Source organism: Primorskyibacter sp. S87 (assembly GCF_049801055.1).
Taxonomy (GTDB): Bacteria; Pseudomonadota; Alphaproteobacteria; order Rhodobacterales; family Rhodobacteraceae; genus JBNAGF01.
Window position 1 is genome coordinate 1 of the sequence record NZ_JBNAGF010000008.1, and the last position, 13,272, is coordinate 13,272.

Annotated in this window: 11 protein-coding genes; 6 read left to right on the forward strand and 5 right to left on the reverse strand. The window is 55.5% G+C overall.

Annotated features, from left to right (window positions below; all coding sequences use genetic code 11):
- Nucleotides 1–63: 63 nt before the first annotated feature.
- Nucleotides 64–996 carry an IS5 family transposase gene (locus tag ACP15U_RS14125; protein WP_425043710.1) on the forward strand — a complete coding sequence of 311 codons (933 nt, stop codon included), beginning with the start codon at nt 64–66 and terminating at the stop codon, nt 994–996.
- 196 nt (nt 997–1,192) lie between these two features.
- On the opposite strand, the gene gntH is transcribed toward ACP15U_RS14125, so the two are convergent.
- On the reverse strand, nt 1,193–2,518 hold the full coding sequence (gntH, locus tag ACP15U_RS14130) for a guanitoxin biosynthesis MBL fold metallo-hydrolase GntH (protein WP_425045796.1): 1,326 nt from the start codon (nt 2,516–2,518) through the stop codon (nt 1,193–1,195).
- A 218-nt stretch (nt 2,519–2,736) separates the two neighbouring features.
- On the opposite strand from gntH, the gene ACP15U_RS14135 reads away from it, so the two are divergent.
- Complete coding sequence (locus tag ACP15U_RS14135) at nt 2,737–4,041, forward strand: tetratricopeptide repeat protein (protein ID WP_425045797.1); 1,305 nt, start codon at nt 2,737–2,739, stop codon at nt 4,039–4,041.
- A 98-nt stretch (nt 4,042–4,139) separates the two neighbouring features.
- The gene (locus ACP15U_RS14140; RefSeq protein WP_425045798.1) at nt 4,140–4,841 is read left to right on the forward strand and encodes an MFS transporter; all 702 of its coding nucleotides are present in this window, start codon (nt 4,140–4,142) and stop codon (nt 4,839–4,841) included.
- A gap of 305 nt (nt 4,842–5,146) precedes the next feature.
- Here the strand turns inward: ACP15U_RS14140 and ACP15U_RS14145 are convergent, their stop codons facing one another.
- From ACP15U_RS14145 to ACP15U_RS14160, 4 genes are all read right to left on the reverse strand, one after another.
- The gene (locus tag ACP15U_RS14145; protein WP_425045799.1) at nt 5,147–6,508 is read right to left on the reverse strand and encodes a CapA family protein; all 1,362 of its coding nucleotides are present in this window, start codon (nt 6,506–6,508) and stop codon (nt 5,147–5,149) included.
- Between the two features lie 250 nt (nt 6,509–6,758).
- On the reverse strand, nt 6,759–8,024 hold the full coding sequence (locus tag ACP15U_RS14150) for a flavin monoamine oxidase family protein (protein WP_425045800.1): 1,266 nt from the start codon (nt 8,022–8,024) through the stop codon (nt 6,759–6,761).
- A 2-nt stretch (nt 8,025–8,026) separates the two neighbouring features.
- Entirely contained in the window at nt 8,027–8,284 is a 258-nt protein-coding gene (locus ACP15U_RS14155; RefSeq protein ID WP_425045801.1) for a hypothetical protein, read from the reverse strand.
- Entirely contained in the window at nt 8,281–9,486 is a 1,206-nt protein-coding gene (locus ACP15U_RS14160; protein ID WP_425045802.1) for an aromatic ring-hydroxylating oxygenase subunit alpha, read from the reverse strand. Before ACP15U_RS14160 ends, ACP15U_RS14155 begins: the two co-directional genes overlap by 4 nt.
- A gap of 489 nt (nt 9,487–9,975) precedes the next feature.
- Here ACP15U_RS14160 and ACP15U_RS14165 point away from each other — a divergent pair, with 489 nt between their 5' ends.
- From ACP15U_RS14165 to ACP15U_RS14175, 3 genes are all read left to right on the forward strand, one after another.
- Entirely contained in the window at nt 9,976–11,085 is a 1,110-nt protein-coding gene (locus ACP15U_RS14165) for an extracellular solute-binding protein (protein WP_425045803.1), read from the forward strand.
- Nucleotides 11,086–11,169: 84 nt separating this feature from the next.
- Nucleotides 11,170–12,312 carry an ABC transporter ATP-binding protein gene (locus ACP15U_RS14170; RefSeq protein ID WP_425045804.1) on the forward strand — a complete coding sequence of 381 codons (1,143 nt, stop codon included), beginning with the start codon at nt 11,170–11,172 and terminating at the stop codon, nt 12,310–12,312.
- 44 nt (nt 12,313–12,356) lie between these two features.
- Nucleotides 12,357–13,271, forward strand: coding sequence for an ABC transporter permease subunit (locus tag ACP15U_RS14175; RefSeq protein WP_425045965.1), 915 nt, complete (start codon nt 12,357–12,359; stop codon nt 13,269–13,271).
- The last annotated feature ends 1 nt before the right edge of the window (nt 13,272 follow it).

Consider the following 13,272-nt stretch of genomic DNA (forward strand, 5'->3'; position numbering starts at 1 on the left):
GGCTTTGTTGCACAAATCGGTTGAGGGATTCACTGTGTGAATCCAGCGTGATAGCTGTGCGTCATGAGCAGTTGGGCCCCCACGAAATACAAGACCAGGAATTGGTCATCTTACAATGAGGCGTTGAGACGGCGCGGGTCGCTGTCGATTTGGTTTGACCCTGATATGGTCTGGGTTCCGCCACCGAGCGGCAAGCGCGGTCGGCGACACAGCTTTAGTGATGCTGCGATCCAAACCTGCCTGACGATCAAGGTGCTGTTTGGCCTTCCGCTCCGACAGACGACAGGCTTTGTGGAAAGCTTGTTGCAGTTGGTCGGGCTGGACTGGGCAGTTCCCGATTTCAGCACGCTGTGCCGCCGCCAGAGGACGCTGAACGTGGACCTGTCGTATCGTGGCAGTACCGGCCCGCTGAACCTTCTGGTTGATAGCACAGGCATCAAAGCTGAAGGTGAAGGCGAATGGAACGCACGCAAGCATGGCGGTCCCAAACGACGCATTTGGCGCAAGATACACATAGGGATCGACGAGGAAACGTTGGAGGTTCGAGCGGTCGAGGTTACCAGCAGCAACATCGGTGACGCGCCCATGTTGCCTGAGTTGCTGAACCAGATCCCCAACGACCAGGACATCGGATCAGTAACCGGCGACGGGGCCTATGATACGCGCAAATGCCATGACGCGATTGCCGCCCGGAATGCCCACGCTGTCATTCCGCCGCGTAAGAACGCCAAGCCGTGGAAACCCAGCAGCGCCGGAGCCATCGCCCGGAACGAAGCGGTTAACGCCTCACGATACTTGGGCCGCGCCATTTGGCGACAATGGAGCGGATACCACCGAAGAAGCCGTGTCGAGACCAAGATGCACTGTGTGAAGCTGATGGGGCAAAGTCTCATGGCGAGAGACTTTGATCGGCAGGTCGCAGAGATCCAAATCCGTGTCGCAGTCCTCAACCGCTATACCGCTCTTGGCATTCCCGTCACAGAAGCCGTAGGCTAAATCCGTCCGGGGAAAGGGGAAGTCCCATCCTCACAGGATTTGTGCAACAAAGCCATGTCGCGCTTCCTTTTCCGCGTAGGGATCGGGCGCCACTAATATCAAAACAGCGACGCCCGGGTTCTGGCATTAGACACTGCCAGGGCCGGCGGCGATCAGGTAAGTCATTTGGATCGCCGCCGGTTTTTTTTTACCTAGCCTATTTAGGCTGCGAATTCTCAGGATAAGGGAACTCACGACCAAAGACTTCGCTCGCCTCTTCAAAAATTGGGCGCAGAACGTCGTCAACATTCCACACACCACCTGCGATGAACGGGCTGAAGGCGATAGTTTCAACGCCCAACTTTTCTGCCATTGCGGTCTTGTCTGACTCCAATGGTGGCTCTGCCGGAGCTCCCAGTGGCGGTGCCCAGGTCGCTTCTTCGGTAACCGCCATGCGGACCTTGATGTCGTCCTTGGTTACGTTCCAGACCATGAAGTCCTGAGACAAGGACAGCGGGCCGTCATAAGTCGAGCGAATGCGCTCATAAACCGCCGTGGCCGTGTCGAAGTCATTGAAGAAGTGATAAGCGACGGCCATGCGCGGTTTGATCTCGCTCATCACCTTGCCGAATGCCTCCGGCGCTGTATGGACCTGAGTGCCGACCTGCAACGCGGATTCCGGCGTGAACTTCATCTTGTTGACAAGATCCGGCACAGCGATAAAGCACTCATGCACGACAAGGTCTGCGTCTCGTGCATATTCCACGAACCACTTGTTCGGGTATGTGTCCGAGCTGAAGACGAATTTCAGATCGTTCCACTCCAGCGCGTAGCTGATCGAGCCGTCGATTGAGTGGATCGCCGGGAAGGTTCGGATGGTGACACCGTTGTCCTCGTAGATGACCTCGTTCTCGAGCTTGTAGTCAAACTCGGTTACATCCATCACGTAGCCGCGGAAATCCACATTCCCTGCGCGACCGGCTAGGTCCCATGTCAGCATCTCCTGCATCCGGTCAAGGGCATAGGCAGTGCCAAGCTCAGGCGTTGCGCCGCTCGGCCCCCAGACACGCAACGGCACGTTGCGGCCCATCAGGGCACCGCCGATAAACAAGTCATGCAGGGCGCCGAAATGGTCCGTGTGCAGGTGACCGATGAAAACCTTGTCGAGGTAGTTGTAAGGGATCTGAAGGGACGAGATCCGCTCGGCGGAACCGGAGCCGATGTCGAACAGGAACTTGTCGCCATTGCCTAGCTCTACCAGAAAACACGCTGCGGCCTGTGCTGCGCGCGTTGTTGGCATACCCGTGCCGCAAGCGATCACGCGCATTTCGTCAGGGCCGAGGTCTTCACTGTTCGGGTAATACGTGTCCCTCTCGCGCGCCTTGACCGGAGAGACCTCCGCTGTCTCCTGCGCCAAGGCTGCGGAAGGGCCGATCAGATCGTTGACCAGCTGCCCTCCACTTGGTGTGGTCAGCCACATCCCGAATGCAACACCTGCTGCCAGGTATGCCGATAACCTGAGCATCTTTCTTCGATCGTTCATTATGAAATCCTCCTTTGTCATGCCCATGCACGAGACATCTCGCGACTGTCCTGAAATGCAGGCACCAAGCGGACGGCGCAAAAACGCGACCTAGGAGTAGGGTCGGGCATTTTGGGCGCGTGCGTAACGGAATCACCGTGATACAGGGGTGACTCACGCTCGCATTCCGGACATTATCCCTCTCAACCACGCTGTAAGTGATTATGATTGGATCAATTTTGCCAGATAAGCCCATCTCAGATCGCGAAAAGCGGGGTGCTTTGCAGGCTGTCTGTGAGAGCGAATTATTTGGTCATCTGGAACGCTTGCAAGGCTTCCTGGCATACGTTGTTGAAGAAGAATTGGCGGGCCGGGGTGATACTACCCGGGGCAAAACCATCGCGCAGGATGTTTATGGGCGTTCCCCCGATGACGGAAGTGATCCGGAAAACGTTGTGCGCGTAGACGCGCGGCGCTTGAGGCAAATGCTGGATCACTACTATGAGTCCGTTGGCGCAGAAGACCCTGTTCGATTGTTCATGGACGTTGGGGGATACAGGCCGCGGTTCGAGCGAGTGGTTCCGCAAACGGGCGCGCCCCCCTCAGGTAAACTTCTGACAATCGGCTTGCCAGTTCTGACCTTCGCAGTCGGAACCGCCATCGGTATTGCGGTTTCCTCTACGAACATTCAGTCGGGTCTGCCCCCTGTCGCAACGGGGCCGGATCGTTCCAAAGTTCTTGAGCGTCAGACAATCCGGGAGAAATCTCCAGCCTCACTTCAAGCGGTGAATTTAGCGGAACAGGCTCGGATGATGATCTTTCCGATCTTTGATGCGCCCCGACAGCAGCTTGTAGCCGAGGTGTTCAAGCGCGTGATCGAGCTCGATCCGGACTATTTCGGAGGATATGCTGGAGCCGCCCAGACCACTGCGACGCTGGCAATTGTAACGCCGCCTGGTGAGATTAGGCAGAGCTACCTTTCAGAGGCCTCCAGAATGGCCGGCGAAGCCATACGGCGAGAACCCTCAGATCCGTGGGCGCAGTCAGCCAGCGCCTGGGCGAAGTTCGCAAACAGAGAGTTTGATGAGGCATTGCGCTTGTCAGGAAGGGCTGCAGAACTGGCCCCGGAAGATGGCGACATTCTTGATATTCACGGCTCGATCTCCTTATTCTCCGGCGAGTTTGAACAGGCCGCAGAAGCGTCTCAACTTGCGATCGGTAAAGGTGCTGGCAGCCAGCGCTCTGCCAATCGCAATATTTTCGCAGCATCAAGCTATCACCTGGGCAACTACGCGGAATCTCTGAAGGCGTTCCAAGAAGCAGCTGACTTTGGCGATCCGATCAGCGCGCCTTCATTCGCCTACCAAGCCGCTGGATTGCAGGCTTTGGGTCGTGAGTCCGAGGCCAAAGAAAAGCTGGCAGAGCTTCAGCGGGCATGGCCGGAAGCGGATGTTGAGGGCATGCTGAGTGGCATCTTCAGAGATCCGGGTCATGTAGAAGCTCTAATGCACCGGCTGCGCGAGATCGGGCGGCCGCCAGAGTGAGTTCTTTGTTTGCTTGCGTCAGGTATGGGAATAGCTTCGATTTCCGGGAGTATGGTCGTCTGGACACTGCGAAGTTCATGTGATGCCGGTCGGTGTGGTTGGCCGCTTTTGTCATCGTCTTTCTGACCAATGCCAAGGCCGCGGCGCGCATCAAGACTGCGCCTGCTTCAGATGAAGGCGAAGCCTCTGCGGCACGGGTTTCAGTTTCCAGTCTGCTCATTTCCCGTTTCGGTGTCCTGCTGATCGCAATCTTCCTGGTCTCGACCGGCCACGGGGTGATTACCGGGCAGTTTCCGAACTATTTGGACAAAGTGTTCTCCGTCGCGGCCGAGCAATCGACGCTGGTGCTTTCGATCTCTGCTGTTGTGACCCTGCTCACGCTTGATCTGATCGGCCGGTGGATGGGCAAGTCAGGCCCGGCACCAGTGTGGTTAACGGCGGTGGGTATGAAGTCCATGATGATGCTGGCGCTGAGTGTTCTGGCGTTTGCCGCAGGAGGCTTGGTCATATCGTTCCTGCCGCTTGGGATCTATCTCGTCTTCATGCAGGGCATCGCCTGGGCCGATATGACCCAACCTGCACTGGCCTCCCGCGCCTCAACCGCCGGCGCGGGCCTGACGCAAGGTCTTCTGATGTTCGCCATGGCAATGGCGTTCGGCGTCGGCGGCTTTCTCGGAGGTACATTCGCCGACAGTTTCGGGTTCCAGAGTCTGGCGTGGCTGACAGCGGCAGTGAGTATCGGAGCCTTGGTCCTCGGGTTTTTGTCTGTTCCAAGAAAAAACCAAGCGGAAGTGTCCTGAATTCTGTGTTTCTTCTCCGGTCCATGCGGGCTTCAGAATGTCCCTGTGAGCGATACTAGAACCGCTACTCCTATTGGCGTTTAAGGTAAGGGCCGACTCTGGCCATTGCATAGTTTTTGACGATGTCAGACAGGCCAAAGCGCTTCTGCATCTTCGGCTGGCTTCTTGAAGTCGCTCAGATTTCGTTTGGCGCTATCGCGGACACAGGCCTCGTGGATGTTTTTTTCTTGGCGCCCCAAATCGCAGCGCGCGCTTCAAAGTGACTCGTCTCGCTATGCCCTTCCCAGGTGATAACCGCCACGGTTTCAAGGTTCCGAAGGAAGCACCCATTGTTTGGATGGCCAGTCGTCACCGAGAACGAGGTCCGCATAGTTTTTGATGCGGGCGACATACTCTTGGGAATACGGGCTGGCGTTTGGGGCCAGGTGATCGCTCAGCCGTTCAATCCGCGTCACGTCAATGCCGTCATTTTGTGTGAGGGTGCGAAAGACGGGGGTGACACGCACATCGTTGATGAAAGTCCTTTTCTCGCCGTCTAGTCGCCCCTTGACCAGACCGAGATTCAGGATCGCGCTCAGAGCAATGTGAGGTGCGGAAAAGCCCCATGTCAAACTGCCCAGAGAGTACGCGATCACCGCGGTTCGGTTGGGATCCCTGATTGTTTGGTAGGTTTCGACTGGCTGAATGACGTGCGGGTGGTGGCAGATCACGCAATCCGCCCCCAGTTCTGCCAAAGATCGAGCGGCTTCCACTTGAACAAATCTTGGAAAGAACTCGAACTCGTGCCCCCAGTGAACCGAGGCGACAACAAAGTCGCAGCGCTGTGCTTTGCAATCCTCGATTTGCCTGCGCAACAGAGTCAGATCCGGAGCAGATCTCTTTGAGAGGAGTTTTGACACGTGAATCCTGTAGCGTTCCTCTACCGGAAGTGTGCGCCCGTTCAAGCCGAAGCAGTCTGAGGCAAATCCGATTTTTATGCCATTTTTACTCAGTGTCTTTGCGCGCCCATACGTGTCAGGGGTTCGGTTCGTTCCGACGTCGAGAATACCTTCGCTCTGAAGGACATTCAGTGTGGTTTCGACGCCTTCGGTCCCCATGTCGTACATGTGGTTGTTTGCCGTGTGGAGTACATCGAATACGCGCCCTTTGTGACCTTTCAGAATGTCGAACTGGGGTTTGGAACAGCACTCGACCGGCGGAGCCTTGTCGCCGATCACTTCATCCACGAGATCCTGTTCCGTAACCGGTGATTCAAAATTTGCGTAAGAGACATCCTGACCAAAAACCAAGTCATTGATGTGTTCGTACAAAAGGTTCTTTGACTGCTCGATACCCTTGGACCGCAGAATGTCTCCGACAGCAGCAAAAGAAACCGAAGTTTGCATCTCAAAGCCGGCTGGGAGTTTCGGCTTACCGAGATAGGAGCCCGGCAGATTTGAACTCGGAATACCTTTCTCATATCGCAGAATCGGATTCTTGGACTTGTAGATCCAATACAAAGTGTCCCTGGCGTTCATTTCTTCCGATGTAGCGGCCGATCCGCTAAGCGGATATCTCCAGAACCCTCCGAGTTCAGCGGCTCGAACGACCAGGTTCACGATAAAACGTAGCCAGGCGCTTGAAATCTCCAAGACGTCACGCGGGGAATTTGGCAGTTCAACACGCACGGTTGCATCCTTTTGGATGTTTCAATGTCATGCCGAGTTCTAGTCGACACACGTTGTGCGTTCTCAGGCCCTGCTGTGTTTCGTCCTGACGAAGCCGACATCGATTTGCAGAGCGGGCGGGAAGAACGGCACCGTAGCTTGAGCCTTGTTCCCTTCGCTCCTCGTTCATTTCAAAACAACCCACCGGACCCAAGCTGGCAAAGCGGCCCCCACCTTCGGAATTCCAAATGTATCGGCGTCGTAGCACGAGTTAGCCCATCGGTTCATGTGCGCAGCGTTCGCCGACAACCTGTGATGCAGCTTCTTTGCCGCTCAGGTAAGCCCCGTGAACAGTCGAATAAGAGTTTGACATCGTCGCCTCTCCCGCGAAGATGATCTTGTTTCCAATCGGTTCTGCAAGAGCGCACCGCGCCCAGGTCCCTCCCGGTCTGGCATAACTGTACGATCCCAATGCATGGGAATTGCTGCGCCATGATGTCTGGCCGGTCCGCAATATGGATTTGTTGATGTCGTTGCCAAAGAATGAGCGGAGGGCTTCCATACAATAGTCGATGGCGGCATTCGGACCTGCCTGCTCGAGTTCGTCAGCAAACCTTCCGGCAACGAACCCGGTTGCGAGGCTGGTTCCAAAAAAACCAAAAAGCAAAGAGCAGAATTCATTGTCGCCGCTGTGATAATCGGCCATCTGCCCCTGAACAGCCTGAGTCCACGTTGGGAGGAATTCGATGCCGATTTTGTTGAGCAGACCATTTGGCAGCATGTGGATTGCGTCCAGTTTCGAATTGGGCAACTGCGGGGTGAATCTGATGTTTCCGGCAGCAAGAACTCCGGTTGATACAGTCAGGACAAGCTTGCGCGCTTCTACAGTACCGCGTGGTGTAACAACCCTTACACGGGGCCCCGAATAGTCGATCTTGGTCACAGGGCAGTTAAGTTCAACAGGAACGTCCCGATGCAGGTTGCCCAAGAAGTTGCCAAGCCCACCTTCGACCAGCCAATCACCTTCGCTGTCCGCATAGTTTGAAGCGTCTTGTGCCGAGGTGAGATCAGCATCCGCGCCAAGCATTTGAGGTATCGAGTGCCATGCCGTGCTGACAAAGGGGCCGTCGGGCATGGCAGAAGCCGTCGTTTCGTCTTGCACATTTTGCCCGGCGGCCCGGACCGCACGCCAAAGCTCCCTTTGATAGAGCTGGTAGTCTGCGACTTCCTTTTCGGACAAGTTATGGCCCAAGGCGTGGACCCGCGTGTGCTTCCAGGGGGCTTTGTGCAGTCTCGCGCCGGTCTTTTCCGCCAGTCTGGCCAATGGATTGATCGACGCTGAATGAAGCCAAGATGCACCAAGATCGAATGGCACGGAAAATGAGGTGTTGTCGGTTACACAGCGACCGCCGATATGGCCCGAAGCCTCCAGAACAAGGGGTTCCATCCGGGCTTCGAGCAGAGCCTTTGCAGCCGCAAGACCGGCGACTCCGGCTCCGATAACTATGACGTCTGGGTTTTTTGGAATGGCACTCATTTCTATTGCTTTTCCTGATCGTCGTCGAAGGAAAGGGAGAATTCCAACCCCTCAAATCTCGCAAGATCGACCGGGTCTTCGTTGTCGAATTTGCTGCATCTGCGATAGATTTCCAGAACTTGGGCTGACATCAAGCCTTCGTTATATAGGTGCATCGCTGCCGCGTATCTGGCGGCTCCTGAACCGGCAACCCCGGTTTCAGACATCAGGATGCGTTGTTGCCGTTCAAGTTCGGATCCGCCTGAATCTGAGACAGTCACTTTGGAGCTTCAGCGCTCAGGGATGCATTCAGTTTGACGATTTCATCCTCCCTCGGCGTGTCTTCCACGTTGTAGATGGGAAGGATCCGCCGCAGATGATCGTGATGAGACCGAACCCCGTATTCCAGATCGGAGAGGTAGAAACCTTCGAACGAGTCCGAGGCCATAGATTCGTTGGACCAGATCGTGAGTTGGATGTCTTCTTCGACGGTTTCGCGGTCGATGCGCGCGGCAAGGTACCGGGCGGCGCGTTGCTGCCGGTCCTCGTTCGGGTTGCGATAGGTTGCGCTGCGGATCACGGACTTTCCGACCGAAAGCGGGAACTCCTGATAAAACAGAACTGTTTCAGGTGTGGTGGCTATGACTGCGTTGGGAAATATCCCGAAATAGAGCCAGGACTTGTGCAGGTGCTCGGATAAGTGGGGTTGCGGTTTGCTGAACTTCTTGTAGTTGCGAACAGCCCATCGTCGCCCTTTTGTCGGTGTGAACCGACCGTCTGATTTCGAGACGCCATCCACGTATGGTTCGTCGACATAGGTTGAGCCATACAGATCCTGAAGCGCGGGGTGTGCGAGGGCTACGTGATAGCCTTCGTTGTCCACATCACGGATGGATTTCCAGTTAACGGGGCTTTCTTCGGTCCACATGCCGTCGGTCGGGACATGATCGGCCATGTTATAGGCCGCGATTTCGCCTTCAATCGGTGCCAGGAGGTCCGCAACCATTGGCTGGGGGCCGGGGCGCATACGGATGAAAACGAACCCGTGCCAGATCTCCATTTCCAACGGCTGGAGGCCAAATGCGTTCTTGTCGAGATCCGGGAACGATTCCGGGCGCGCCGCGCCTCTCAGGGTTCCGTCAAGATTGTATACCCAACCGTGGAAGGGGCAGACCAGCGCATTGGCGCATTTTCCCTGCTCCTTGGCAACCAGGCGCGATCCCCGGTGACGGCAGATATTATGGAATGCTCGGACCTCTGAGTCTCTGTCCCGCAGGATAAGCGCGCGTTCGCCGCAGAAGTCAAAAGACAGGAAGCTACCGACTTCGGGGATATCCGAAATATGACAGGCGATCTGCCAATGGGTCTTGAACAGTTCGTTTTTCTCCAGCTCCAGAAGACTGGGGCTGTGATAGCACCAACCGGGCAAGCCACGGCGGTCCCAATCAATTGGCACTTCGGTGTTTCTCGCTTCGTCACGCATCCGGATCGTCCGCTTTATGAGTTTCTGCTTTTGCCAATGGTATCAAGGCCACTTTGTCCGACCGAAGAGGGTTCGATGCGTGGCACACATTTCGGCCAGCGCTGCCGTTGATGCTTCACATGTCCCGCAAAATGTCACTTCCGTCAACCCATTCTGACTGAATGGACAGTCAAACAAAGTGGTTGATGCGGCTTCATGTCTGACACGGAACTACCAGAGGATGGGGTGTTTTGCGCCCTTTTTTCGCAATGACGGTAGAAGATGAGTGGAATTTGATCAATTTTTGAATGTTAGCTTGACTTGAGTATTTCCCCGGCCCTACCGTTTTGACTGATTGTTCAGAAGTCGGACGGGGTGACGAAGCAAGGTGTTCCTGCGCGCAGGCAGCATGATGACTTGGCCACCAAAGAGATCCGGCACGAGAGCCTCGTTCAGAAGTTGCGGCCCGGAAGCCGCCAAGACCATCTATCAGGGAGAGGAAGTTAGCTTATGAATTCGATGAAGAAAGCCTTGCGGCTATCACTGCTCGCAGTGACGGCCTCCGCAATATCCGGAACGGCCTTCGCACAGGATCGCGTGCTGAAGGTTACCAACTGGGGCGAATACATTGCCGAGGATACGATTGCGAACTTCGAATCCGAGTACGGCATCAAGGTCATTTACGATCCGTATGACTCTGCTGAATCCATCGACGCAAAGCTGTTGGCCGGCAATAGCGGGTATGATGTCGTCAGCCACGCAGGAAGTGACACGGCCCGATTGATCAAGGCCGGAATTGTTGCGCCGCTGGACATGTCCAAGCTGGACAACGTGAAGAACATCGACCCCGAGATCATGGGGCAGTTGGCCCAGGTTTGGGATCCGGGAAACCAGCATTTCATTCCCTACATGTGGGGAACACATGGCGTGACCTACAACAAGGACTTGGTCCTGGAAACCTACCCAGACGCTCCGATCGGGTCGATGGACATGGTTTTTGATCCCATGCACATGAAAGAACTGGCCAAGTGCGGTGTGTCGTTCCTTGATTCTCCGGGAGATATCATTCCGATGGCCCTTGCTCATATGGGGCTTGATCCGAATTCGACCAACCCGGACGATTACGCCAAAGTTGGCGAGATGCTCGCTGCAATCCGCCCCTACATCAAGACCTTTGACAACTACGCCTATCAGCGGATGCCGCAAAAGGAATTCTGCGTGTCGACGACCTGGGGGCCGGATGGCCTGCTGGCCATGTCCGGCGCGGCCGAGGCCGATACCGGAGTAGTTCTTGACTTCTTCCTGCCCGAAGGTGACCGCAAGGCGCAGTTGTGGATCGATGGGTGGCTGATCCCGCAGGACGCGGCTAACAAGGAAGACGCGCATCTTTTTCTCAACTACATGATGCGCCCGGACGTCGCTGCAAATGACAGCAACTTCACGTGGTATGCGACTGCCAATCTGACGGCCAAACCGATGATCGACGAGGAAGTGACGTCGAGCCCGGCCGCCTTCCCGACATCCGACCAGGTTGCCAAGATGTACACGACTGCAGTTCTGCCTCCCAAGGTTGAACGTCTGCAGACCCGGACCTGGACCAACTTCAAGGCCGGAAACTAACCCTCTCGGACAAGCTTGGCAGTCGCGTTCCGAAAGGATCGCTGCTGCCAATTCAAGACCTACAGGCGAAATGCGAGGCCCAAATTGACCGTTTCCGAACCTGTCAGCGAGACACCGTGGCTGCAGAACGAAGATCAAAAGCCGCTGATCCAGATCAAGGGGGTCACGAAGAAGTACGGTGAGGTGACCGCGGTCGATAATGTTGACCTGGACATCTATCGGGGCGAACTGTTCTGTCTTCTGGGCGGTTCCGGTTGCGGCAAGTCCACTCTTCTTAGGATGCTGGCCGGTTTCGAAGATTTAAACTCCGGCACGATCACAATTGATGGCGTGGATATGGCGAATGTTCCCGCTTATGAGCGCCCGACAAACATGATGTTTCAAAGCTATGCGCTGTTTCCGCACATGACTGTGGAAAAGAACGTCGCATTCGGTCTGGAGCAGGACAACGTTCCCAAATTGGATATCGCCGACCGGGTGCATGAAATCCTCAAGCTGGTCGAGCTGGAGGACTTCAAGAAACGCAAGCCCAAGCAATTGTCAGGCGGCCAGCGCCAGCGTGTAGCTTTGGCGCGGGCATTGGTGAAGCGCCCGAAGCTGCTGCTGCTGGATGAACCGCTGGCCGCGTTAGACAAGAAACTTCGCAAGCAGACGCAGTTCGAACTGGCGAATATTCAGGAAAAAGTGGGCGTAACGTTTGTTGTCGTCACCCATGATCAGGAAGAGGCGATGACTCTTTCCACTCGAATGGCAGTCATGGATGCAGGGCGCTTCAAACAAATCGGCACCCCGACCGAGATCTACGAGTTCCCGGAATCCAGATTTGTCGCCGACTTCATCGGGTCGGCCAACATTTTCGAGGGTCGGGTCGTCGAAGACGGTGCGGATCATGTACGTGTCGAGACCGGGATCTGTGACGTGTTCATCGATCACGGCCATTCCGTCCAAGTTGGGGCCAAGATCTGGGTTGCGCTCAGACCGGAAAAGATCCGCCTCGAAAAATCAGATAATCCGGTGTCTGGGCAGAACCAGGCAGCGGGCGTGATCGATGATATCGGTTATCTCGGTGAAACCTCAATTTACAAGGTCAGGCTCGAGAACGGGCAGATTTTTGATGTTTCAGCGCCCAATCAGGCGCGGCCGATGAACCGGACGCATCGCATTACGTGGGAAGATCGTGTCAACATCAGCTGGGATCCGTCCAGTGCCATGTTGCTGAACTCATGACCGAAGCCTCGGATCATAGGCCTGAGCCGCGGCGCCCCGAGCAGATGTCGTTTTATCGCCATGCCATGCGCAGGGCGCAGAACAACTGGCGCCAGATCGTTACGATCATTCCGTTTTTCTGGCTTTTGCTGTTCTTCCTCGCACCGTTCTTCATCGTTGCCAAGATCAGCCTAGCCGAGCTGGCCATCGCCAGTCCTCCGTTCACCAGCCTGATCGAATGGACAAGCAACGGGGTGATGACCATCCGGCTGGTCTTCGATAATTTCATCTATATTTGGGAAGACAGCCTTTACTTCGATACCTACGTAAATTCGCTCAAGATCTCGATTACCTCGACATTTCTCTGCCTATTGTTTGGCTATCCGATTGCCTATGCGATCGTGCGCTCGGGACCAGTGGCCAAACCGATACTTCTGTTCACGATTATCCTGCCGTTTTGGACGTCGTTCTTGCTGCGCGTATATTCGTGGATGGGGCTTTTGGCGGATCAGGGAACGATCAACAACCTACTGATTTCACTTGGTTTGATCGACGAACCCATCCGGATGCTCTACACCGAGTTCGCGGTCTATATCGGAATTGTCTATACCTACATGCCCTTCATGATCCTTCCGCTATACGCGAATATGGAAAAGCTGGACGGCAGCCTGAACGAAGCAGCAGCGGATCTTGGTTCGCGGCCGACCAACACGTTTTTCAAAGTGACGCTGCCTTTGACCGTACCTGGCATCGTCGCCGGGTGCCTGCTGGTATTCATTCCCGCCACTGGCGAATATGTCATTCCAGATCTATTGGGAGGCGGGAACGTCCAGATGATCGGTCGCGTTCTGTTTAATGAGTTCTCCAGAAACAGCGACTGGCCGGTGGCGGCAGCAGTGGCGATTGTTCTGCTGTTCCTGCTCGTGTTGCCAATCATGGTGTTTCAGCACTTCCAGGGTAAAGCGTCGGGGGATCAATAGT

What these genes read in the sequence shown, in the direction of transcription:
- ACP15U_RS14125 (WP_425043710.1), top strand. Translation starts at nt 64, where the DNA reads ATGAGCAGTTGGGCCCCCACGAAATACAAGACCAGGAATTGGTCATCT.
- gntH (WP_425045796.1), bottom strand. Translation starts at nt 2,518, where the DNA reads ATGAACGATCGAAGAAAGATGCTCAGGTTATCGGCATACCTGGCAGCA.
- ACP15U_RS14150 (WP_425045800.1), bottom strand. Translation starts at nt 8,024, where the DNA reads ATGAGTGCCATTCCAAAAAACCCAGACGTCATAGTTATCGGAGCCGGA.
- ACP15U_RS14160 (WP_425045802.1), bottom strand. Translation starts at nt 9,486, where the DNA reads ATGCGTGACGAAGCGAGAAACACCGAAGTGCCAATTGATTGGGACCGC.
- ACP15U_RS14165 (WP_425045803.1), top strand. Translation starts at nt 9,976, where the DNA reads ATGAATTCGATGAAGAAAGCCTTGCGGCTATCACTGCTCGCAGTGACG.
- ACP15U_RS14175 (WP_425045965.1), top strand. Translation starts at nt 12,357, where the DNA reads ATGTCGTTTTATCGCCATGCCATGCGCAGGGCGCAGAACAACTGGCGC.